Annotated in this window: 12 protein-coding genes; 5 read left to right on the top strand and 7 right to left on the bottom strand. The window is 49.6% G+C overall.

Annotation, left to right across the window (positions count from 1 at the left end):
* Positions 1 to 49 precede the first annotated feature (49 nt).
* From ACTJLE_RS03410 to ACTJLE_RS03400, 3 genes are all read right to left on the bottom strand, one after another.
* A complete protein-coding gene (locus ACTJLE_RS03410) occupies positions 50 to 9643 on the bottom strand; it encodes a fatty acid synthase subunit beta domain-containing protein (RefSeq protein WP_481267431.1) in 9594 nt (3197 codons plus the stop codon).
* Between the two features lie 110 nt (positions 9644 to 9753).
* Positions 9754 to 11403, bottom strand: a complete 1650-nt coding sequence (locus tag ACTJLE_RS03405) for an acyl-CoA carboxylase subunit beta (RefSeq protein ID WP_481267430.1) — start codon at positions 11401 to 11403, stop codon at positions 9754 to 9756.
* Positions 11403 to 13346, bottom strand: a complete 1944-nt coding sequence (locus ACTJLE_RS03400) for an acetyl/propionyl/methylcrotonyl-CoA carboxylase subunit alpha (RefSeq protein WP_481267429.1) — start codon at positions 13344 to 13346, stop codon at positions 11403 to 11405. Before ACTJLE_RS03400 ends, ACTJLE_RS03405 begins: the two co-directional genes overlap by 1 nt.
* A 213-nt stretch (positions 13347 to 13559) precedes the next feature.
* Here ACTJLE_RS03400 and ACTJLE_RS03395 point away from each other — a divergent pair, with 213 nt between their 5' ends.
* A complete protein-coding gene (locus ACTJLE_RS03395; RefSeq protein ID WP_481267428.1) occupies positions 13560 to 14213 on the top strand; it encodes a biotin transporter BioY in 654 nt (217 codons plus the stop codon).
* 520 nt (positions 14214 to 14733) lie between these two features.
* On the opposite strand, the gene ACTJLE_RS03390 is transcribed toward ACTJLE_RS03395, so the two are convergent.
* Positions 14734 to 15648, bottom strand: a complete 915-nt coding sequence (locus ACTJLE_RS03390; protein ID WP_481267427.1) for a biotin--[acetyl-CoA-carboxylase] ligase — start codon at positions 15646 to 15648, stop codon at positions 14734 to 14736.
* Between the two features lie 117 nt (positions 15649 to 15765).
* Here ACTJLE_RS03390 and ACTJLE_RS03385 point away from each other — a divergent pair, with 117 nt between their 5' ends.
* Together ACTJLE_RS03385 and ACTJLE_RS03380 are read left to right on the top strand one after the other, a co-directional pair.
* Positions 15766 to 18000: a DUF6020 family protein gene (locus ACTJLE_RS03385; protein ID WP_481267426.1), complete on the top strand. Its 2235-nt coding sequence runs from the start codon at positions 15766 to 15768 to the stop codon at positions 17998 to 18000.
* A gap of 15 nt (positions 18001 to 18015) precedes the next feature.
* Positions 18016 to 19335, top strand: a complete 1320-nt coding sequence (locus ACTJLE_RS03380; RefSeq protein WP_481267425.1) for a PucR family transcriptional regulator — start codon at positions 18016 to 18018, stop codon at positions 19333 to 19335.
* 124 nt (positions 19336 to 19459) lie between these two features.
* Here ACTJLE_RS03380 and rplA read toward each other — a convergent pair whose 3' ends face one another.
* Positions 19460 to 20155 carry a 50S ribosomal protein L1 gene (rplA, locus tag ACTJLE_RS03375; RefSeq protein ID WP_391496006.1) on the bottom strand — a complete coding sequence of 232 codons (696 nt, stop codon included), beginning with the start codon at positions 20153 to 20155 and terminating at the stop codon, positions 19460 to 19462.
* 14 nt (positions 20156 to 20169) lie between these two features.
* On the bottom strand, positions 20170 to 20601 hold the full coding sequence (rplK, locus tag ACTJLE_RS03370) for a 50S ribosomal protein L11 (RefSeq protein ID WP_004118588.1): 432 nt from the start codon (positions 20599 to 20601) through the stop codon (positions 20170 to 20172).
* 464 nt (positions 20602 to 21065) lie between these two features.
* Between rplK and ACTJLE_RS03365 the strand changes: the two genes are divergently transcribed.
* Together ACTJLE_RS03365 and ACTJLE_RS03360 are read left to right on the top strand one after the other, a co-directional pair.
* A complete protein-coding gene (locus tag ACTJLE_RS03365; RefSeq protein ID WP_481267424.1) occupies positions 21066 to 21341 on the top strand; it encodes a type II toxin-antitoxin system RelB/DinJ family antitoxin in 276 nt (91 codons plus the stop codon).
* A 17-nt stretch (positions 21342 to 21358) separates the two neighbouring features.
* Complete coding sequence (locus tag ACTJLE_RS03360) at positions 21359 to 21622, top strand: Txe/YoeB family addiction module toxin (protein ID WP_080550925.1); 264 nt, start codon at positions 21359 to 21361, stop codon at positions 21620 to 21622.
* A gap of 6 nt (positions 21623 to 21628) precedes the next feature.
* Here ACTJLE_RS03360 and ACTJLE_RS03355 read toward each other — a convergent pair whose 3' ends face one another.
* Complete coding sequence (locus ACTJLE_RS03355; protein ID WP_481267423.1) at positions 21629 to 22618, bottom strand: class C sortase; 990 nt, start codon at positions 22616 to 22618, stop codon at positions 21629 to 21631.
* Positions 22619 to 23156 lie beyond the last annotated feature (538 nt).

The raw sequence follows: 23156 nt of genomic DNA, 5'->3' as shown, positions 1-23156 counted from the left end.
CGGAGAAAATTCCCCGGCGTTTGTAGTCAAAACCAGCTAAAGAAGCCGCTCAGCAGTAATAGCCATTCGCATTAAGGCGCGCATCTGGATTAAGCAGCATCGCCTTTTCCGCCTCATGGCCGTCATAGCGAGTGCCGTCCGGAAGGCGCGTGCCGTCCTTCAGCAAGCGGCGATTTTCCACTGGCTCAAACAGCGGCGCGTGGCCCATCATGCCTTCCTCAAGCCTTCTCTGGCCGGCCGCCAAACGCGCATTCGCACGCTTGCGCCACTCCTCCAGCGCCTCAGCACCTGCGCTAGCAGCCACAGCCGCCTCGAAAGCACCCGGATGCACCAAAGCTACGAATCCACTCACGTGACCGAAGCCGAGCGAAGTTGCGAGCGCAGCCTTCACAGTTCCTGCACCAGCAGCACCCGCGCCACCCACGCGCATCGGCTCACGCAACCAAACCATATGATCGTCGCGCGCAAGCTTAGGATCCACGCAATCAAGCGACGCATTCGCCGGAATTACGCCAGTTCTAAACAGTTGCGTCAAACCGTTGATTTGGAAGATGCACGCGCCGCCCTTTGCGTGGCCGGTTAGCGTCTTTTGGCTGATTACGAACAGCGGATTTCCGTCCGTGCGTCCGATTGCGTGCGCAAGAGTATTGTGCAGCTCGGATTCGTTCGGATCGTTGGCATTCGTGGACGTATCGTGCTTAGAAACCACGGTAATATCGTCCGGAGTTACGCCAAGCGCCGCCAAATCGCGCACGAGCTTAGACTTTGCGCCTCCCATACCTGCAGCCAGCGCACCCAAGCCCGGAGCAGGAATAGAAGTGTGAATGCCGTCAGCGTAGGAGTGAATAAACCCAACCACGCCAGCAACTGGCAAACCAAGCTTCAGCGCAATATCGCCGCGCGTAACCAAAATCGTGCCGCCGCCTTGCGCTTCAAGGAAGCCACCGCGTCTGCGATCGTTCGCGCGCGAGAAGAATCGTGGGCTTATGCCCTTTGCGTACATTTCTTCGCTATTGGCAGTTGCGTTCATGTTGCCGAAGCCGACCACGGATTCCACGCCAATATCGTCGATTGCGCCAGTTACCACGAAGTCCGCTTTGCCGAGCGCAATCTTATCGACGCCTTCTTCGAGCGAAACCGCCGCAGTTGCGCAAGCCGACACCGGCTGAACCATGTTTCCGTAACCGCCGATATAGGTTTGCATTACGTGCGCTGCAACAACGTTTGGAAGCGCCTCTTGCAGCACGTCAGTTGGGATTTCGTGGTTAAGGAAGCGATCCAAGTACAGTTTTCGCATTGAGCTCATGCCGCCGAAACCGGTGCCTTGCGTGGAAGCAACAAGCGACGGATGCACAGACTGCAGAATCTCCGAAGGCGTGAAACCGGCGGAAATGTAAGCGTCCACTGTTGTGACGATATTCCACAACGCAATCTTGTCAACGCTTCCAACCATCGAAGCTGGAATTCCCCACTTGAGCGGGTCGAAGCCCTTAGGGAATTGTCCGCCGACGGTTCTGGTCATCGCAGCCCTGCGTGGCACGCGAATCATGGAACCTGCCTTGCGAGTAACAGTCCACTCTCCCGACTCGGCATCGCGAGCAATCGCAGTATGCGCTTCGTCGAGTGCCACGTATTCGCGAGCAATCGTTTCTGTTGGTACGCTGAAGCTTACGTCGTGGTCGAGGAAAATTTCTGCTTCTTCTTCGTTCGCGCCTTCCTTGTAGTCGCCGCCCATGCCGGTTTCGAATGGTCGAATTCCGGAACGCGCAACTACTTCATCAGCATACTTTTCTGCAATATCTTCTTCTGGCACAAGCGTGCCGTCGACATCGTACCAGCCCGGCTTTGGCGAATCCTGCCAAGTAAGCAAGCCCATATTCCAAGCCAATTCCAGCACAGCTCCTGCAGAAAGTTTTACGGAACCGTCTTCCTTAATTCCAAGCTCTGCTTCGAAACGAGTACGTCCGGAACCCCACGGTCCAAGCTCGCCGACAGATACGATTACGATTTCGTCTTCCGGACGCGCTGTTACGTTCTTCCAATCAGACAAGTTGACTTGTGGCTGAGTTGGTACGTAAGGAGTTGGGAGCGCTTTGTTGGTTGATTTAGCAGTTGATTTTGCAGAAGATTCTGCAGATTCAACAGATTCAACAGATTCTTCCGCAGCTTCCGCACGCTTTTGATCTTCCAACGCTTCTGCACGAAGCGCGTTCAAATCAAGAGGCTCCTTGCCTAATCCGCCCGTAAAATCTACGTCCAAAGGTGCGATTGCAGCCTGTTCACGCGCCTCGCGAGTGCACAAATCAAGCAAACGGTCTGCCATTTCTTGCGTAGAGTAGGTAGTTAATCCGTGACGCTCAACTACAGCAACCAACGGATCGTTTCCGCCCATTAAGCCGGTTCCGCGCACCCAACCAATCTTTGGATGAGCGAAAGTCACGCGATCCGACCACACGCTTTCCGCATGCGAACGATTCACAATCGCATCAAACGCACTCTTGACTTCGCCGTAAGCACCGTCGCCGCCGAACATGCCGCGGTTTGGAGAGCCAGGTAACACAACGTGCATACGATGTTGCACATCCGTATCTGCTCCAATCTGCGCAAATCCAGCAATTGCGCGCTCCACACCCCAAAGCATTAAGCGAGATTGCGATTCAAAAAGCGAACCGGAATCAGCCAAAGTGCCGTGAACTGGAGGTGCTGCGAACGGGAAGAACATGCTCGGCTCGTAAGCAGGCTTCAAAATTGTGGTGGTTGCGCCGCTTACTTTCTTCGAAACCGTGCCAACCCACTTCACAAGCGCGTCAACATCGCGGTAGCTAGACAAGTTTGCTGGCACAAGCCAAAGTTTTGCGCCCATCGAAGCGTTTTCGCGATACGCTTTCTTTGCCCAAGACTTTACGCTCGGCTTGAAGCTGTGCGAAGTTGCAATAACAGTCGCGCCGCCTGCAAGCAAGCCCGTTACTACGCGAGCTGCGATTGAGTTTGGCGCAACGCCCGTTACAACCGCAACTTCTCCCGCGAAACGAGTTGCGTAAGCAGTATCTTCAGAAGCGTTACTTTGCAAAAGTTTCGTGCGCGCATCGCAAGAAATACCGTTAAATATGGTTGCAAGATTTTCCAATCCGCGCGATTTCGCAGCACTCTCGAACCATTCAGCTTCCGAAGCTACAGCCTCACCTGCACCAAGGAAACTGCCGAATCGACTTGCGATTTCGGAAACTTCAGTTGGTTGCACATCAGCATTCTTTACTGCATGCTCGTAGTACAAGCGCGCAACGTCTTCGCGAGCAGAAGCCCAACGATCGTCGAAAAGAATCGCCTTTCGCTCATCGAATCGAGGCTCCACCTGCTTTGGCCAATCCGCGCCAAGCTCCGCTTCAACAGCAGCAACAACAGCCGCGTTTTCGTCGGCTTCAGTTTCTGATTGAGGCGCTTCAATTCCAAGCTTTGAAAGCACAAACTTAGCGGTTGCAGCAAGCACGCCGTCAGATCCAACCACCTGCTGAGCGAAAGCGTCAAGAGCTGCAGAATCAACCACAGCACCGCCGGCAGCACCGGCCGCACCAGGCTGGGAAACGCTAACGCCGTGAGCTTGAGCAACTTGCTGAATTGCTGCGTCGATTAAAGCGTCAGCTGCAGCAGTGTTCTTTGCAGGATCCGTAGAAAGTTGCGCAAGATTTTCGCCGCGCACGCTTGCACCTTCGCGAGTTTGCAAAACCAAAGCTGCAAGCACATGCGCACGCCAGCCTTCGCCAAGCTGCCAGACTTCCGAAATTCGCTTGTCGATTTGCGCTGGCTTCACGCCGGCAGCACCGAAAAGCGCACGCAAACGTTCGCGCACAATGTCGGAAAGTACGGCACCAAAAGCCTTGTAGCGCGGAGCAACCGAATCAACCAACTTACGAAGCGCGCTCATTGGAGCTTCAGCAGCACCGTCCACGCTAGCCACGCCAAGCTCGGAGCTAATATCCATAAGCAGCTGGTTTCTGCGGGAAGATACGCCGTTTGTGAGTGTGTCGGTTGTGTCGGTGTCGCCAATTTGGTCGAGGCGAATTTTTGCACTATATGCGATTAGCATTGAGATTGCGTCGGATGCTTTAAATGGCAAGTCTGCTACAGGGCCGCTTGCTGCTGCGTTGGCAGTAGGAGCGGCAGATGCAGGAGCGGCAGCTGCAGGAGCAGCAGAAGCAACAGCAGATGAAGCAGCAGGTGCAGCTTCAGTCGCGCTATCTTCCTCATCAAACACTTCCGGCACAAGCGAATCCGTATCCGTCATATAAACGCGACCCTCATCTCGGCCAACGTTATAAACAGTCACCTTTTCGCCACTAAATTCCGGCAAAGCCAAAGTTTTAGCACCAAGATTTGCCAAAGTTGGAGCATTTCCTAAACCAACTTCCACGTACTCTTCAACACCAAGTCCGCCGCGAGCGCGATCGGCAAACATAAGAGCCTGCGTTTCAATCCAGCGAACTGGGGATGCAAACTGCCACGAAAGCAGCTCCGTAAGAAGCAGTCGGCCAAGCTTCTGCTCATCCTCTGCATAAGACTTCCAGGTTGCTTCGTCTTCCAAAGCTGCTTCAATACGCTCGGATGGCACAACGTCCAAAATCTTCTGCGCAAACTCGCGAGTAAGCTCAAACGGGCATGCCACGAGGTTTGGAATGTAGCGATCCACAAGCACAGAGTAGTCAATATACTTTGGCAAAAGCGAATCAAGCTTATCGCGGAATTCCGGCACGCCCTTTCGAAGAATGCGAGAGTGGAACGGCACGTCAATTCCAGGCACGAGCATGAACGGCGGCTTTCCGCCGTACTCTTTCGCACGCTTAGAAGCGTCCGATTGCAAAGCCTTCAAGCCTTTAATCGTTCCAGCAATTGCGTACTGCTGGCCAGCCAAATTGTAGTTTACAATCTGCAAGAATTCGCCAGTAGCTTTAGAAATTCCTTCAACGTAAGCGTTTACGCCTTCGTCGCCAACTCCGAACTGGTTTGGTCGAAGCGCGCCCATGCGGTAGTTCGAGCGGCCTTTTTCGTCGCGCTCAATCAAATGATGCATGGTAGATCCGCGGTGGAACACCAATTCCAGCACAGTTTCGAGAGGAATAATCTGAGCGAAGGAGCTTAAAGCGTTGTATTCGCCAAGCGAGTGGCCGGCAAAGTAGGCTGGCCAAATATCGCATCCGGCTTCACGCAGACGCGCGGTTTGCGCAAAAGCGACTGTTGCGAGCGCAACTTGCGTAAATTGCGTCAAATTAAGCAGTCCTTCAGGGTGACGATACGTTACGCCGTGAGCTGTAAGTTCCTTTGGATTATCGCGTACGACTGCAAGTATTGAGAACCCAAGCTTTTCGCGAGTAAGCTTATCGGCCCTCTCCCAAGTGTCGCGCACAGCAGGCGACTTTGCACGCTCATCCAGCGACATCCCTTGCTTTTGAATACCCTGACCTGGGTATACGAAGGCTGCGCGTGGAGCGCGAGTAAGTGCGCTTGCTTTAGACACGATTTGCCCGTCAACTCGGCACGTAACTTCCAAAGCGAGTCCACCGCGGCGAACTTTTCCAACGCGCTCAACTGTGATTTCTACTTCGTCGTCCAGCTGAACCATGCCGTACATGTTGTAAGACCAGCCGATCAGCTCGTAGCGAGCGCCCTTTGCGTCAACTGCTTGAGCCACATGCTGAGCGGTTGCAGAAAGCCACATTCCGTGCACGAGTGGTGCGGAAAGTCCGGAAATTGCGGCACCTCGAGAAGAAGTGTGGATTGGGTTGAAATCTCCAGAAGTGCGCGCGAAAGCGGTCATATCGTGAGGCGCGCGAACTACTACTCTGCGCAAAGCTCTGCGAGGAGTGTCTTCAATTTCGTATCCGTGCAAGCCTTCTGCGTCGCCATATTCAGCGGCAGGCTCCGGAAGAGCGTTGCTAAAGCTGCGGCCACGAATAGCAAAACGCTCGGTTTCGTGCGCAAGTCGAGTTCCGTCAGCTGCAGTATGCACAACGTGAATTGTTACAACGCGTCCGGAAGCAGATTCTGCGTAAGGTTCTGCCCAGCCGAGCAAATTAATTCGCTTATCAACATACTTGCGGAAATCTTCAGCATCAACATCAAGCTCAACTAAGTGATCCAAATGAACCGCGTTAAGCAAGCCTTCAATAATCGGGTAGCCATCAACCATTACGGAACCCAAAGCCGAGTAAATTGTTGGCCAAGCAGGGCCAACTAAAGCATCCGGCACAATGCGAGAAGCGAGCAAACCGTCTGGCAATCTGCCAGCAGTTGCGGACTCGTGATCAATTCCAAGATTTCGTGAGAAAGTATAGGAAGAATGAACCAAGCCGAATGGGAAATCTCTATACCCTTCTTCCAGCAAATCTTCCGGCAATTTCGCCAAACTGCCATCTTCTTTTACTCTTTCAACCTTTGGCATAGCGTCGAGCACATCACCCGTAATCGCAGTATTTCCAATACCTGCGGTTGCTGCAAGCATTTCGTATACGTGCTTTGGAAGGCGCTCGCGATCAACTACCGGAATGCTTCCAGCTTTACTTGCGTCAACAGTAAGCGGAATTACGATATCTCGAACTGCGTGCTTGCGTTTTGCTGAATTTGCATCGTTTTTAGTAGCGTTTTTAGCAGCGTTCTGATTTTCTTGATTTTCTTGATTATCCCAGAAAGTATCAAGTTTAATATCCAAATCAAGCGAAATTACGTCGTTATTTGTAGAAATTACAGTAATTACGTAATTTTCGTCGCCAATAGCGCTTCCATAAGCCGGATTTGCAGTTACATGACCAACCCAAGAAATATTCGGGCAAGCGCGAACGTAAGCTTCTACGTTTGCTGCTGCTGCAATTTGGCTAAATGCAGACTGATTTGCATTATTTTTCGCGCTATTATCCGCACTTCCAGCACTTCCAGCATTTCCAGCACTTTCCGCACTTTCCGCGCGATTAAGCATAGCTTTCTCAAATCGACCAAGAATATCCGCAATCGGCTCATCCATAGTCGTAATTCCAGCAACGGAAATAGGTCCCGGAATTACGCGCACAGCGTCAGCCGAGTATCTAGAATCTTCCGACTGCCAAAGCTGATCTTGACCCCACCAACGCAGCAAATCGTTGTCAATAACTGGCACGAAAGGCATTGGCTTCGGGTATTCGCGCACCAAAGTTGGGAACCATGCGGCATCCATTGGCACAACGTTCATCTCGCGGGCTTGAGGCAGCGCTTGCAAAAGCGCATCTAAAGCAGCTTGCGGCTTTTCGCTAACTTCCGCGCGAGTTGGCAAAATCGACGTAAATTCGCCGGAATCTTGGCTCACTAATCGCGCTTCAATTCGCTGCAATAAGTGAAGATAGCGGTCTGCATAAGTAGGATCCACCCACGGGTATGCCAAGTCGAGGAAACGCTTAGCAAATTGAGCGTAAGTCATGCTTTCAACGTCACCAAAATATGGTTTTGCAGTTGAGTTAAGCGCTGCAATTACTTCGTCGCGTCGAGTTTCAAGCTCTTCAGGATGCTTCATCATATGAACGAGCAACCTACCGCAGCGAGCAGAAGCGTTTTCAAGCTCATAAATATCCGCGTGCAAATGGCTTAAACCACTAGTCACGCCGCCAACAACTTTTCCGGAAGGCACCCAGCGCTCACCCATTGGAGCAAACGGATCCTCGTCAAAGCCTTCAACGCTTGAAGCTTTCGGCATCACAATTCCAGGCGTTTCCACAAGCATTCGCTTTACTTCAGGACTTGTGTGCGCCTCTTTTGCTGTCATTGCAGCCGTGCCAATCATCACAGCATCAACAGGCATATTTGGCAAACCGTATTCGCGCGCCCAATCGCCAGAAATGTAATCGGCCGCGCGAGAAGGCGTACCAATACCGCCGCCGGCCACAAGCACCAAATTATCGCATTCGCGCACTTGTGCGTAAGTTGTTATAAGCAAATCGTCCAAAGACTCCCACGAATGGTGGCCGCCTGCAGCTCCGCCCTCAACTTGCACAATAATCGTAGCTGGCGCAACAGCTTTCGCAATTCGCACAACTTGACGAATTTGATCAACCGTTCCCGGCTTAAACGTTACGTAAGGGAATCCGTCTTTTTGCAAAGAAGCTACTAATTCTTTAGCTTCGTCAAGTTCCGGAATTCCTGCAGAAATAACTACGCCATCAATTGGAGCGCCCGATTGCCTCTTTTTTGCTACGATTCGCTTCGAACCAAACTGCAAATTCCACAAGTAGCGGTCCATAAACATTGCGTTAAATTCAATAGTTGCGCCTTCACGAAGCTGCTTTTCAAGCGACTTCATATGACGATCGAAAACTTCCGCAGTTACTTGACCGCCGCCAGCAAGCTCCGCCCAGTATCCTGCATTCGCTGCAGCCGCAACAATTTCCGGCTCAACAGTAGTTGGTGTCATACCTGCAAGAAGCACAGGAGCTTTGCCTGTAAGCTTGCTAAATTTTGTAAGAACTTTGCGTCCGGAAGGAGTGTTGATTACTCGAGGCGCAAAATCAGCCCAGCATCCGGTGCGCTGTGGCTCAGAATCCGAGTCTGCAGTTGAAAGCTCGGCGCGAGAGCGCATTGTAGCAGCTTCCACAACTCCAGCGCCCGTACCTTGCACAAGCACTCCCGTAAGCTTTCCAAGCACTTCGCTAGGGCCCATATCTAAAATCCAAAGCGAGCGCGCATCGTTCTGCTCCAAAACTTCGCCAATTTGCGCAGCCCAATCAACAGGATTCACAAGCACAGCATCAGCCAATTCGCGCGCAACTGCAGCATTCAAACCGGCCTCATTCGCCCAAGCCTCCACCTGCTCAACTGCAGGCTGAAGCATTGGCGAGTGGAATGGCACTGTCACGTCTAAATATTCAGCAACAGGAGCAAAAACAGCACCGCCGCGCACTTTCATTTCACGCAACTTTTTCGAACGTTTCGCTTCTTTCTGCGCTTCGTTCAAAACGGCTTCCATATCTTCCGGATATCCTGCAAAAACCATGTGGTTATTAGCATTTTTAACCGCGATTGAAATTTCGCCGCGAGTGCGCTCTACGCGAGAAATAAGCGCTTCCGCCTGCTTTTTCGTAATTCCTTTAAGCGAAAGCATTGGAGTGCGCTCGCCATCTCCCGTAATTTCAAGCATGCGAGATTCGCGATCCCCGGCTGCTCCAATTAAGTATGCGATTGCAAGAAGCTCTTCGATTTGTGGTCGCGCTTTCTGCCATGATTTTGCTTTAAGTCGCGCTTTTACAATTTCGGCTGCGATTACGCCTTGAGAGTGCCCCAAAACTGCGCAAGGCTTGTTCACTTCGAAGTTGTATCCAAGATTTGTTAAGTCGCGCACGGCACCAAGCTGAGCAAGCGTAATTCCAGGAACGCTAAGAAGCGCGTTTGCAGCGTTAATATGCTTATTTTCCAGCGCGTCGAACACGTTCATATCGCCGCCGGCGTTAGCCAAAAGCTCGGCGTAAATTGGCGCGAGCAATGCTTTTGCGCCAGCTTCGTACTCGTGAAGCTCAGCGTTTAGCTCCTCGTCTTTGCCGAGTTCTTTAAGAGAATCAACCCACGGAGTTGACTGGCCTGCAAAAGTTAAAGCGTGCGGAGCATTAGCGAGTTGGTCGAAAAAGTAGGTTGTCATAATATTTCCTTCTCGTTGATTTGTATAAGTTTTGTAAGTTTTGTAAGTTTTGTAAGTTTTATAGTTTTTAGTTATAAGTTTTTATTATTTCTATAGCTTTTATAAATCACTTACATTGGCTGATTTCCGTGATGCTTGCCAGTTCTCGAAATGCGCTTTTTACTGCGCAAAAGCTTCAGCGAGCCGGCAATCATATCGCGAGTTTGCTCCGGGTCAATCATTGCGTCAATCTGACCGGTTTCCAGCGAAAGATTTGCGTTCACAGTAGTCGCTTCATATTCGTCAACCAGCTGTTTTCGAAGAGCCGCAACATCTTGTCCGCGCTCTTTAGCTTTTTGCAAATCCTTGCGGTGAATAATATTCACAGCTCCTTGAGCACCCAAAACTGCAATCTGACTGGTTGGCCACGCGTAATTCACGTCCGCACCCATCGACTTCGAGCCCATCACAATGTAAGCTCCGCCGAAAGCCTTACGCAAAATCACCGTAACAAGCGGAACTTGCGCATTCGCGTACGCGTAAATCACCTTCGCGCCCCTTCGAATAATTCCGGCATGCTCCTGATCCGAACCCGGCTTGTAACCTGGAGTATCAACCAAAGTCACAACCGGCAAATTAAACGCATCACACAATCGCACGAATCGCGCTACTTTTTCGGAAGAATTTACGTCCAAAATACCAGCGTTTACTTTCGGCTGATTTGCCACGATTCCAACCGGATGCCCCTCAATGCAAGCAAAACCGACAACTGCAGAAGCAGCATACAATTCCTGCACTTGCACGAACTCGCCGTAATCAACAATCCTGCGAATAACGTCGAGCACATCGTAAGGCTGACGATCGTTATCTGGCACAATACTTGCCAATTCTCGCGCAGTTTCGCGGTCCGCGCGCGTTGCAGCATAAGCAAAAGTTGGAGGATCTACTTCGCAACTAGACGGCAGGTAAGCGAGAATTGTGCGAGCGTAGTCGATTGCGTCCGCTTCATCTTCGCCCAAATAGTGAGCGACGCCAGAAGTTGCGTTATGCACAAGGCCACCGCCCAAATCGTCCATGCTAATTGCCTCGCCTGTTGCAGCTTTAACAACATCCGGGCCAGTTACGAACATGTTCGAATGTTCGCGCGTCATAATAATAAAATCAGTCAACGCAGGGCAATACACGGCGCCACCAGCGCAAGGGCCGAGAATTAGCGAGATTTGCGGAATTAAGCCGCTTGCTTCGCAAGTTTTTTTGAAGATGCGACCGTATTGCATAAGCGCGCTAACGCCTTCCTGAATGCGAGCGCCGCCGGAATCAATTACTGCCACAACTGGCACGCGAAGCGCAACAGCCATGTCCAAAAGATGGCAGATTTTCTCGCCTTCCGCTTTGCCTAAAGTTCCGCCGCGCACAGAAAAGTCTTGAGCATAAACTGCAACTTTTCTGCCATAAACTTCGCCAAAGCCGGTGATTACAGCGCATCCGGCAACGTCGTTATTAATGTCACCGCCGTTAAAGCGGCCAATTTCCACGAAGGAGCCGGTGTCAAAAAGCAAGTCAAGACGCTCTCTTGCAGTGCCTTTACCTTTTGCGTGCTGACGCTCTAAAGCTTTCTGTTCTGCGTCACGAGCAAGTTGCGCTGCGTGTTGAACGGCTGCTTTTCCGCGACGAGGCTGCAAGTTAGCTGCGTCAGTTGCGTTGCTAGAAGTAGTGCTAGAAGAATTGCTAGAAGCAGTTTTTTCCGAAATTTTTGTTTTATCTTGCAATAAGGCGCTCATTATTTTTGCTCTCCTTGCGGCTTTTCAGAAGATTTTTCGGAAGATTTTGCACTTTCGGAAGATTCAGAAGACTTATCCGCGCTCTTATCCGCGCTATTATCCGCGCTCTTATCTCCAGCAAGATCAATCGTCACAAGCTTTGCGCCAGATTCCACGCCGTCACCAGGCCCCACAAAAATTCCAGTAACAGTGCCTGCCGCCGGAGCGTAAACGTAATTTTCCATCTTCATAGACTCAAGCACCACAAGCAAATCGCCCTTAGCAACCTGCTGGCCTTCAGCAACATTCACGCGCGTAATAACAGCTTGCATAGGTGCCGCAATTACGCCAGGAATCTGCTTTTGCTCTTCAGATTTGTGAGTGCTACCGCGAAGCGAACGTCCGCGAAGAGGCTGCGAAGCTCTAGAAACGCTACGAACTCTAGCCGATCCAGTCAAATTATCAACAATATCTTGCGGAATCGTAAGCTTTACGCGCTTATTATCAACCTCAATAATGAAGGATTCCATTGCAGGCTGCTTATTTTCGGATTCGTCAGCAGACTTTCCAGAAACAAGCGAAGCCGGCTGGCCACCCAAAGAAGCTGCAGGAACGCGGTTCAAATACTTGCGTTCCATCCACTTAGTAGACACGTCAAAACTGTGATTTTCCGCAGTAAACTCAGGGTCGTTAAAAATCTGCTCAAAAAGTTTCGCAGGAGTTGGCACGCCCTCAATGCAAAGTTCCTTCAAAGCGCGACGCACGCGAGCAACAGCAGTTTCGCGACTTTGCGCAGTAATAATAAGCTTGCCCATCATCGAATCGAATTTTGGCGAAATATTGTCTCCAACTTCAACACCAAAATCGACGCGAATACCAGGGCCAGAAGGCCACTTAATCTTCGTCAAAGTGCCAGAGCTTGGAGTCAAATTCGTAGCAGGATCTTCCGAAGTAATGCGCAACTCAAAGCTGTGTCCGCGCGGCTCCGGATCCTTAATCAACTCGCCGCCGTCAGCAATATTGAGCTGCTCGCGCACCAAATCAAGTCCACTAACTTCCTCACTAACCGTGTGCTCAACTTGCAATCGCGGATTAACTTCCAAGAAGTAGACTTTATGCTGAGAAGTCACCATATATTCGCACGTGCCAAGACCAACGTAGTCAACAGCTTCAAATAGGTTACGAGAATATCGGTAAAGCTGATCTTTTTCATCGTCAGTCAAGAACGGTGCCGGAGCTTCCTCAACCAGCTTCTGGTTTCGGCGCTGCACCGAGCAATCGCGCGTGGAATATACGGTGAAATTTCCGTGAGCGTCGCGGCCGCACTGCGTTTCAACGTGGCGAGCTTTGTCAATAAAACGCTCAATAAAATATTCGTCTAAGTCGCCGCCTTGCAAAGCGTCGTGATTCATGTAAAAACCGCGCAACTCGTCGTCGTTACGAACGACTGTAATACCGCGTCCGCCGCCGCCATCCGTGCGCTTCATCATCACCGGATAGCCGTGTGTTTGCGCAAAAGTCAAAAGTTCTCGAATATCTTTTACAGGCTCCGAAATGCCTGGAACTGGCGGCACTTTCGCGCGAACTGCCACGCGACGAGCCGTAATCTTATCTCCCAAATCAATAAGCGCTTCCGGGCGCGGGCCAATCCAAATAACTCCAGCATCGTTGACTTTCTTAGCAAAAGACGCAACTTCCGAAAGGAAACCGTAACCCGGGTGCACAGCATCCGTGCCGCTTCTTTTAATAATGTCAAGAATTGCGTCCTCGTTTAAATAAGTATCGCGATACGTGTCTCCAGAAAGTGCGTACGCTTCGTCTGCCATTTCTACAAACTGCGCGTTTCGATCAGTCGGCGCATAAATTGCAACGGTAGAAATGCCCATTTCGTGAGCCGTGCGAATAACTCGCAAGGCGATTTCACCGCGGTTTGCGATGAGAATTTTTTTGATATTCGTAACCATACGTTACAAGATATTAGAAAAATCGCGTTTGCGTATGAGCCGACATACACAAAAGCTTGCGCAAAATTTTGTACACTTCTCCAATGCACATGATTTTTATGGCACGTATTGTGATTAACGAAACGGAAAACAGCCGGCAAAGGATTAAGTTAGCGCAACTTTAAGTTACGGATAATCTATCGCCAAACCGGTAATAACCAAAAGAAGGTTTTCATGACTAACATGAATCAGAATAATGCAACAACTGCAACCGCAGCATCTAATGCAACCGTTAGTAAAGTAAAAGCGGCCGCAACTTGGCTCGCTAAGCCAGCTCTTCTCACTGTGCTTTTGGCGCTTTCGACTATGGCAGGCGCAATTTATCTGCCTATTACGCCTGTGCCAATCACATTGCAAACTCTTGTTTTGTGCATTATTGGTTTGACTTTGAGCTGGCGCAAGGGCGTTGCTTCCGTTGTGATGTATCTTGCTTTGGGTGCTGCAGGTTTGCCTGTTTTCGCTGGATTTAAGGGCGGATGGGCTGTATTCGTTGGCCCTACTGCTGGCTTCCTTGTTGGTTTTATTTTTGGCGTTGCCGCAACTGCCGCTTTGAAGCGCGTATTTGACGTTGCTCTTGACGCGATGATGCCGGAGCGCTCGTTTAAGAAGACTTTCGCACGCTTCTGCACTTACGCAGTTGCTTCCATAATTGGCACGATTGTGATTTACGCATTCGGCATTTTCGGCCAAAGCTACTTAACCGGCATGCCACTTTCGACCGCTGCCGCAACCTTGATTATCTTCATGATTGGCGATTTGATTAAGGCTTTCGTTGCGAGCGCGGCTTGCTCCGGATTGTACAACGCACTTAACAAAAAGCGCGCGTAACAACTAAACATAACCCTCCAAACGTGCGCAACTTTTCTCGCGTTTGGAGGGTTTAACTCACCATAACGCTCCAAATTCGGGTAATTTATCTCGTGTTTGGAGGGTTTAACTCACCATAACGCTCCAAACGTGCGCAACTTTTCTCGCGTTTGGAGCGTTTGGTCTGTCGTGGCGCTCCAAATGCGGGGAATTTATCTCGCGTTTGCGCGACGACCTGCTTGAGCGCAGCACAGCGCGCGCGAAAGCAACTCGGAGCGGAAACTCGCTTAAGTTGGAAGTCCAGTGGACTTCCAACGCGAGTTTCGTAAGCGAACTCGTAATCCGCGCGAGCGTAATCTGCGCGAATGTCCGATAATCGACCATCAGAGACCCTAACGCAGTACGCTAACTGCGCGAATGTCGAATTACACTGTCCTTCAGACCCTAACGCAGTACGCAATCTGCACGAATGTCCGATAATCGACCACCAGAGACACTAACGCAGTACGCTAACTGCACCAATGTCGCTAAATCGCAGCGCTCAAGCAGATCGTCTCGCTTCATACGCAACGGCTTGCACATCGCCGCTTTTAACCACAATCTCCTCGCCGGAATCTTCACGAATCGTAAGAGACGCATCTTCCCCAACGCGCACAGCCGTTCCAGTCACCACGCTTCCGTCAACCGGATGCACATTCACTTCGCGACCAAGCGTCCAGCACACGTCGCTCAGCTCCTTAAGCAAACCGGCGCAATTAGTTGCGTAGTCGCGCGTAAGATCGCACATAAAATCGCACAGCCGCGAGCGCAATCTATCAACGATTTTCGCAGCAATCCTGTCTCGCAATTCCTCCGCTTCCGGCAGCGCAGTCATGTGCATTTGCAGCGAAGTTGCCATTTTAATCGGCAGCACTTCTTGCGGCACGCACAAATTCAATCCGATTCCAAAAACCACCCCAACAACGTCATCGCAATCCGGCACCGCCACAATTTCCGTTAAAATTCCGCCTTCTTTGCAATCGTGCAAAAATACGTCGTTCGGCCACTTGAGTTTTAGCGCGCATTCGTCGCCATGCATCGGCTCGCTTCCGCACTCTTTGAAGGTTTCAAGCAGCGCGTCTCGCGCCGAAAGGCCTGCAATTATTGGCAACCATCCGTTTCGACTTTCGTCCATAACAATCGTTTTTGGCAGCAAAGTTACGAAAGATACGAGGAAACTTTCTCCCGGCCTACTCACCCACGCGCGCCCGAGTCTGCCGCGTCCTGCTGTTTGCGCGTTTGCTGCGATTGCGTAAATTGGCGGCTTTCCGTCGGCCCTGTCGGAAATTTTGTGATTTTGTATCATTTCTCGCGCAATATTTTGCGTAGAATCAGTAATATCGAAAAGAATTGTGGAATCTGCCGCAGACGATGTGCGCGGCAATGATGCCACACTTTGCGAAGAAAAAGTAGTCATATGTATAATTTACATCAGATTATGTGCTTATGCTCTGGTTACGTCGCGCTGTGTCGATAAGCCAGTTTTTATGAGCATATGTGCAGTTTTATTGAATTTTTTAAGCAGGTGTTGATTATGAATAGCGCACGTAACGCACGTAGCACAAATGACGCACGTAGCACGCGTAGCGAATCCAGCGAATCCTGCGGATCTGCCAAAGCGACTACAAATGCCGGAGAAAAAACTCCGGCAATTTTTCGCATAACATGCACTGCGCTTTCCGCCATACTTTGCTTAATTCTTGCGCTTTGCACAAGCCTCGGCCCAATCTTTCGCGACCAAGACATTAAGGTTCATTTAGGTTCGATCACCGATTTTTCTTGGATTAATGCGCTGATTTTTATTGCCGCGTTCGCAGTATACGCAATTATTTTGTGGACGATTATTTATTACGGAAAACATGCGGCTTTTCCTAAGCAATACAGCCGTTTTGGCGCGTGCGTTAAGTCGATTTTTAGAAAAAAGCGCAAGTCAGAAAAGCGCAAGTCAGAAAAACTCCAATCTCAAGAAAGCAAATCTCAAGAAAGCAAATCCCAAGAAAACGAAACCGCAACCACCAAACTCAAAAAGCGCCACACTCGCGCAATCTGCCGCTTAATACGCACTTTCGCAAAGCACTTTTCTAGCGCCGCGCGCTGGTTTATTACGCATTCCACGCGAAATCGCCGAAATCTTTTCCTAACTTTCTTCCTTGGCTGGCTTTGGGCTCCGGTTACGCTTTTGGCTGCGTACGGCGCCGACATCTGCTCGCAAATCCGCGAATACAGTTGGGCTTGGAACAAGGTCACCGGCCTCGATCAGCCTTATATCGGCTTCTTCAGCTTCGTGCCGATGGACATTTACCCAACCGCGCACTACCTTTGGCCTTCTAAACCAACGTATTTAACCGATCAACACAACATTGTTTTAACCGTTATTTACGGCGCCACAACCGCAGTTTCGCGCTATTTCACCGATTCAAACGATGCCGGAATTATACTTCTTGCGTTTGCGCAATTTGTGTTTGCCGCTTGGTGCGCAGCCGCTACTGCTAACCGTTTTTTGAATCGTCCGTGGCTTAAGTACACAAAGTTAGATTCGCAAAAGTTAGATTCGCAATCAACAGCCGCGCAATCAACAGCCGCGCAATCAACTCCGCTTTTTGCAAGATTCGCAGTAATCGTAATGTTTTTGCTTAATCCGCTGATTGTGTGCTCAACTATTGCGCTTACAAAATCGCCGCTTTTTGCTTTTGCTTTTCTTTGGTGGTTCGGCATAAATTACGAAATTAGTCAGACTAAAACTTGCGCAACTTGCGCAACTTGCGCAAAAACTTCCGCAACTTCCAGCACAGGCGCAACTTCCAGCACAAACGCAACTTCCGCATCTTCCCCGCAAAAACTCCGCTGGCACACCGTTTTAGAGCTTATTATTTCCGTATGCGTTATGCTTATTGCCGCAAAATATGCGTGGTACATTTTGCTAATACAATGCGTGCTTTTGCTTATATTTGAGCGAAAACGCCGCCGCCTGTGGCTTTGCACTATTTTTCTTCCGACGATTATTATTCACGGCGCGCTACTTCTTCTTATTTCAAGCGGCGCGATTATTAACGGCGATCCTATTGAAAGCCGCGGCATTCAGCTACAGCAAATCGCGCGCGTCGCTAAGCTCGACCCTCAAAGCATCCCTAAAAGCGCAAAACGCATTATCGCCCCTATTTTTAATCTCGATCAAACCGCCGAAGCTTATAAACCTTACGATGCCGACCCTGTGAAATCTTCCGGATTGCAGTCGAAAAAAGTCAGCTATCGTTGGCGTTACGTTACGCGCGACAATATTAAAAAGCTTAATCTTGCTTGGTGGCAGATTGTTACGCATAGTCCGCTCGTGGCAACGGACGCTTTTCTTGCAAAAAGTTACGGTTATTTCGACATTTTTGATCGCCCGTACGTTGGTCCGGAATATTACATTGACACGGATAATATTCACAATTCCGACTGGATTAAGTATTGGAATCCGCAATGGCGCGCGCAATTAGCTTCGTCAATTAGCACTTTTAGCGACGTGCCGGTTGTAAGCTGGCCAATTCACGGCAATACTTTTGTGATTTTTACGCTTATGATTGGCGTTGCAGAAATTGCGCTTCGTCGCTGGCGCACTGTGCTTTGGCATATTCCGCTTGCGCTGCTTGTGGGAGTGATGATTATGGCTCCGGCGAATAATTTTGAGCGACACATGCTTCCGTTGGCTTTTGCGTTTTGTTTTGTGCTTCTAACTTTTTGGAGGGATACGGTTAATCAATCGCGCTATAATAGTAAAGATTGTTAGAGTTAAAGGCACATGATGGACGAGAAGCATACACAGCAGTTTGCGCAAACGGGCGGCGAGCAAGATGCCGACGCACCGAATGAAGATTTTGATTTTCTTGCGCTTATAGCCGGCGTGCAATCTTACGAAACTAAGCAATCTTACGAAACTAAGCAATCTCAAAATTCGCCATCAGAAGCCGAGTCTGTAGAAGAAAATCAACTAAGCAAATCGCAAGAAGTTTCATCTTCATCAAAAGAAGGCGGCGAAGAAAAGCGACGTCACCATTTGTGGCACAGGCTTTCATCAAATTCTGCAAATTCTGCTAATCAAAGCAATAAATCTTCATCAAAAAACGATTCCGCGCCGCATTTTACTCCGCTTCCTGTTGCTTCTAAATCAGCAGAAGCCGGCATTTTCGATTCTCGAGACGGCCAAATTTTCGACTCTGCCACTCGCCTGCGTTTGCACACGCTTATTTCCACTTGCTTAATGAGCGGCATTGCGGATACTCGCGTAAATGCTTTTATGCATTTGCTGCAATGGCCGGATGTGCCGAAAATGGTTGTTATTGCTGGCACTTTTGGCGCGACCATAACGCCGGATACGGGCCCTAATCGAAAGCCGGCTCCAACTTTGCCGCCGGATAACACGGATGCTTTGCGCCGCAACATTTGGCCGCAATTGGGAAGTTGCAATGCGTACGATGCAATAGTTGATCGCGCACAAAGTAGCGTGCTTAATCGCTTAAGTGGAGCTTGGCGAGGCATAAATAACTTTGGCGCGAACGCTTTTAGTGCGAACTCTTCCGGCACGAACGCTTCCGATTATTTCGCAACTCCATCGCATATTATTTTGCTAGCAGTTCGCGAAGATCCTAGCGAGCAGGCTTTACAAAAGATGTGCCAAGTATTCGAGCCTTCTAAAAAGCCGATTTGCATAAGCGGCGTAGTTGAAGGCGTTGAGAATATTGCGACTGCGATTACGTCAACTCTTGCGGCGGTTGCGGTTGCCGGCTCAGTTAAGCAGTTGCCGCAGATTATTCACGCGGATGACGTGCTTCCGGAGCGCGCGCTTATTGGTGATTCTACGGCTTTTAATACTTTGTATAACAATGTGTATCAAAGTTTGGCACCTTACAGTCATGACGATCCGACTTTGCAAACTATTGATATGTTCTTGCGTTTTGGCGGCGCGCTTGATCAGACTGCGCACGAGCTGAATGTGCATCCGAATACTGTGCGATACCGTTTGCGCAAAGTTGCGCAGACAACCGGTTGGGATGCGACGGATCCGCGCGCAGCTTACGTACTGCAAACAGCCATTACGATTGGCCGCATCCGCGACGCGCGCTAGCAGAACTCTTTAAAAAAAAACGCCGAGAAGCGCCCGAAAAGGAGCACATTCTCAGCGTTTATAAGCTTTATACTTGATTTACTTTGCGAATCTCGCGCTTCCGCACAAACTCGCTAGTAATAAATCAGGCAGCGATGCTGGCAATATCAACTGGAACGCCAGGAGCCATCGTGGAGGTAACAGTTACCTTCGTGATGTAGCGACCCTTGATAGTGCTTGGCTTCAAGCGGCGGACTTCGTCTGCAACAGCCTTGAAGTTCTCTTCAAGAGCCTTAGCATCGAAGGAGAGCTTGCCGAAGAGGAAGGACAGGTTGCCCTGGCGATCCACGCGGAACTCAATCTTACCGCCCTTAATGTCGGCAACAGCCTTGGCCACATCCATGGTCACGGTGCCAGTCTTTGGGTTTGGCATCAAGCTACGAGGACCGAGAACACGACCCAAGCGGCCAACCTTACCCATCATGTCTGGGGTTGCAACGACTGCATCGAAGTCAAGGAAGCCACCGGCAACCTTTTCAATGAGCTCGTCATCGCCAACAATGTCAGCGCCAGCTTCCTGAGCCTCAGTAGCCTTTGGACCACGAGCGAACACCAAAACCTTAGCGGTTTTACCGGTGCCGTTTGGCAAGTTAACTACGCCACGAACCAACTGATCAGCCTTGCGAGGATCCACGTTAAGGCGCATAACAGCCTCAACGGACTCGTCAAAAGCGTGCTTTGGCATGCTCTGCAACAAAGCAATAGCTTCAGCTGGGGTGTACAGGTTATTGCGGTCGATCTTCTCAGCCGCTTCACGATACTTCTTAGAACGCTTAGCCATTTCTACACTCCCTTTCAGTCGGTAACGGTAATACCCATCGAGCGAGCGGTGCCCGCGATGATCTTCATACCGGCCTCGACGTCACGTGCGGAGAGGTCAGGCATCTTAATTTCGGCGATTTCGCGCACCTGAGCCTTGGTCACAGAACCAACCTTGTGAGTCAATGGATTCTCGGTGCCCTTCTGGATTCCAGCAGCCTTAAGCAACAAAGCAGCGGCTGGTGGGGTCTTCAAAATGAAGGTGAAGGAACGATCTTCGTAAACGGTGATCTCTACTGGGACGATCTGACCCATCTTGTCCTTCGTCTGGTCGTTATAGGCCTTGCAGAAGTCCATGATGTTCACGCCGTGGGAGCCTAATGCTGGGCCCAGTGGTGGGGCTGGATTTGCTTTGCCAGCCTGAATCTCGAGCTTAATAAGCGCGGAGACTTTCTTTTTCGGAGCCATAATATGGTTCTTCTTTCTTGTACAAGCGGTTCAAACGGTTGTTGCGAAACGTTGCTATAAAGCCGTTTTGCAACTTCCTCCCGCATCTTGTATTGCTGTGCTGTGCTAGCGGATTCCTCCTCCAGTCACAAGCCTTCCTATTATGCCACATCTTCGCGACACGCAGACTTACGAAATCTGCAACTATTTTCGCGCAACTATTTTGCATAGCTATTTTCGCTCAACTATTTTCGCGCAACAGCAAAAGTTGGAAGCATACTTCCAAGTTGGGTACAAACTTACGAAAGTTGGAAGTCTACTTCCAAGTTGGGTACAAACTTAAGAAAGTTGTAATACAGCCAGCGGAAGAAGCAGTTTACAAGCATAATTAATGATATCTACGTTACATTGTATAGAATTATTGTATACTTATATGAGAGATATAAGGAAAAGTACAAAATTCACCATAGACATAGGAGCCCAAAATGACTACAGCAACAACAGATACAGTAAACGTAAACTTTCGAACAAAGAAAGAAGACAAACTCAACGCAGAACGAGTTTGCAAAGAGCTCGGAATCTCTATGAGCGCCGCGTTGAACGTGTTTATTAAAACTATTGGTCGCGAAAAGAGGATACCGCTAGATTTTTCGCTAGATCCGTTTTACGAACCGTCAAATCAAGCATATTTGAAATCGCAGATTGACGGCGTGAAAAATGGCACCATCAAGCTCGAAGAGCATGATCTAATAATGGATTAGGCCTTAGGATTCAAACAATGAGAAAAATTGCTTGGACTCCAGATGCCTGGAACGACTATCTCTATTGGGAAAGCGATAATAAGACTCGCAAAAAGCTCAACAATATTATTAAAGAGATTATGCGGAATCCAATAGACGGAAAAGGTAAGCCTGAACCACTCAAAGGAAACTATTCCGGTTGCTGGAGTAGACGAGTAAACGATAAGGATAGAATCGTTTACTCATTTACAGATGACTCGATTATAATCTACGCCTGCAGAGGCCACTACGACGATAAGTAGGCAATTCTAAGCACCCACATGCTTAGCGTGGGCAAGCGCAGCCTCACGGCGACGACGCCGCCCAAGCGCAGCCAAAATCATCGTCGCAAGAATCACAGCGCAACCAATAAGCGCGAGCACGAACATCGTCATCCAAAGCGGCCACTGCAACTTATCGCCCGGCGCGGAAACCGGATTCGGCAGCACGCGATACCCCGTAACCAGAAGCCTCTGCGTATTCACACCATACGGCGTACACGTAAGCAGCGTCGCCAAATCGCGCCCCTTCTCGCGCTGAAGCAACCTAATATCATGCGGATCAACCACGCTAATGCGGAACACCTTGTAACGCAGCGTCTCCCCTTGCACGTCAAAGTAGAAAAAGTCACCCTTTTTAATTTCAAGCAAATCATCAAACATGGTCGCATTCGGCAAACCCGTATGCGCCGTCACAACAGTGTGACGAGTCTTGCCGCCCACCGGCAAATCCGTGCCGTACAAATGCCCAGCACCTTGCGCCAAAACCTCCTGCGAGCTGCCGTGATAAATCGGCAACTTGACGCCAATCTTCGGGATCTTCACAATGCCCATAATGCCCATCGGCTCATCCAACTGCTTCGCATAATCCTTATACTCCGGCGTCTTCATAAAATCCGTCGTACCATCGTAGGGATCAGCCGTAATAATCGACTTGTGGCGCGCATTATACTTGCGCGCTGCGTTCAAAATTTTCTCGCGAGCGCTAATAGTCTGCTTACGACTCAAACGATCGTAAGCTACAGAAATCTCCTTCGACACCTTGTTATTCCACAGCGTTGACGCAACAGGGTACGTAAAACACAAGATTGCAGCGACTGCGAGGGCGATTGGCTCGAGAGTGCGGCGGAGTTTGGACTTGAGTTTTTTGGCGGGTTTTTTGGTAGTTGATTCGGTTGATTCGGTTGATTCGGTTGCAGGTTTTGCTTTTGACTGATTGAAGAAAGCATATACTTTTGTAACAGCTTCGTTTAATTTCATGCTTCCTCCGTTTCGTGGGTTTAATAGGCTTAGATTGGTTTTATTTTGTTGTTTTAATTTATTTGCGATTTTGTTTGCGATATTCTTTAGTATCGTCTATGAGTTTTGGCTGGTGTTTGGCTGGCGGGTTTCTTGCGTGGCTGTGTGATATAGGAATTACTTGTCTCGCAGCGCTCCGCTCTTATACCTTACTTGAACTTATAGGTTGCATAGTTAAGTTTAGTTTTTTACTTACTTTTTCTGCAGAAATAGTATTTATCAAAAAGGTATTACTATCGTTCCGCTTTTATATTGCTCGACCAAGCAATTCCTATTTCCCACTACTAATAAAGCCGCTAGTGTTCTGTGGTACGGTAGGTGCGTCTGGTGTAGTGTGTGCAGCAGCATGAATGCTAGTGTTCTTTAAGCAATAAATACTCAGCGTCTGCAGAGCAATACTGTTAAAGTTCGCTAATCAACAAGCAATCAGCGTTCGCAGAAGCACTGGCGCAAAGCTTCTTTGATCGTGTGCGCGCGTTTGTGGACTTGAATTGGGCGT

This window comes from Gardnerella sp. CCPDSM, from assembly GCF_056754715.1.
This window is presented reverse-complemented; position numbering and strand designations above follow the sequence as displayed.

Coding starts and splice junctions, on each gene's coding strand:
- ACTJLE_RS03400 (WP_481267429.1), bottom strand. CDS start 13,346: ATGGTTACGAATATCAAAAAAATTCTCATCGCAAACCGCGGTGAAATC.
- ACTJLE_RS03360 (WP_080550925.1), top strand. CDS start 21,359: ATGAGAAAAATTGCTTGGACTCCAGATGCCTGGAACGACTATCTCTAT.
- ACTJLE_RS03385 (WP_481267426.1), top strand. CDS start 15,766: ATGAATAGCGCACGTAACGCACGTAGCACAAATGACGCACGTAGCACG.
- ACTJLE_RS03395 (WP_481267428.1), top strand. CDS start 13,560: ATGACTAACATGAATCAGAATAATGCAACAACTGCAACCGCAGCATCT.
- ACTJLE_RS03390 (WP_481267427.1), bottom strand. CDS start 15,648: ATGACTACTTTTTCTTCGCAAAGTGTGGCATCATTGCCGCGCACATCG.
- ACTJLE_RS03355 (WP_481267423.1), bottom strand. CDS start 22,618: ATGAAATTAAACGAAGCTGTTACAAAAGTATATGCTTTCTTCAATCAG.
- ACTJLE_RS03405 (WP_481267430.1), bottom strand. CDS start 11,403: ATGAGCGCCTTATTGCAAGATAAAACAAAAATTTCGGAAAAAACTGCT.
- ACTJLE_RS03380 (WP_481267425.1), top strand. CDS start 18,016: ATGGACGAGAAGCATACACAGCAGTTTGCGCAAACGGGCGGCGAGCAA.
- ACTJLE_RS03365 (WP_481267424.1), top strand. CDS start 21,066: ATGACTACAGCAACAACAGATACAGTAAACGTAAACTTTCGAACAAAG.
- rplA (WP_391496006.1), bottom strand. CDS start 20,155: ATGGCTAAGCGTTCTAAGAAGTATCGTGAAGCGGCTGAGAAGATCGAC.
- rplK (WP_004118588.1), bottom strand. CDS start 20,601: ATGGCTCCGAAAAAGAAAGTCTCCGCGCTTATTAAGCTCGAGATTCAG.
- ACTJLE_RS03410 (WP_481267431.1), bottom strand. CDS start 9,643: ATGACAACCTACTTTTTCGACCAACTCGCTAATGCTCCGCACGCTTTA.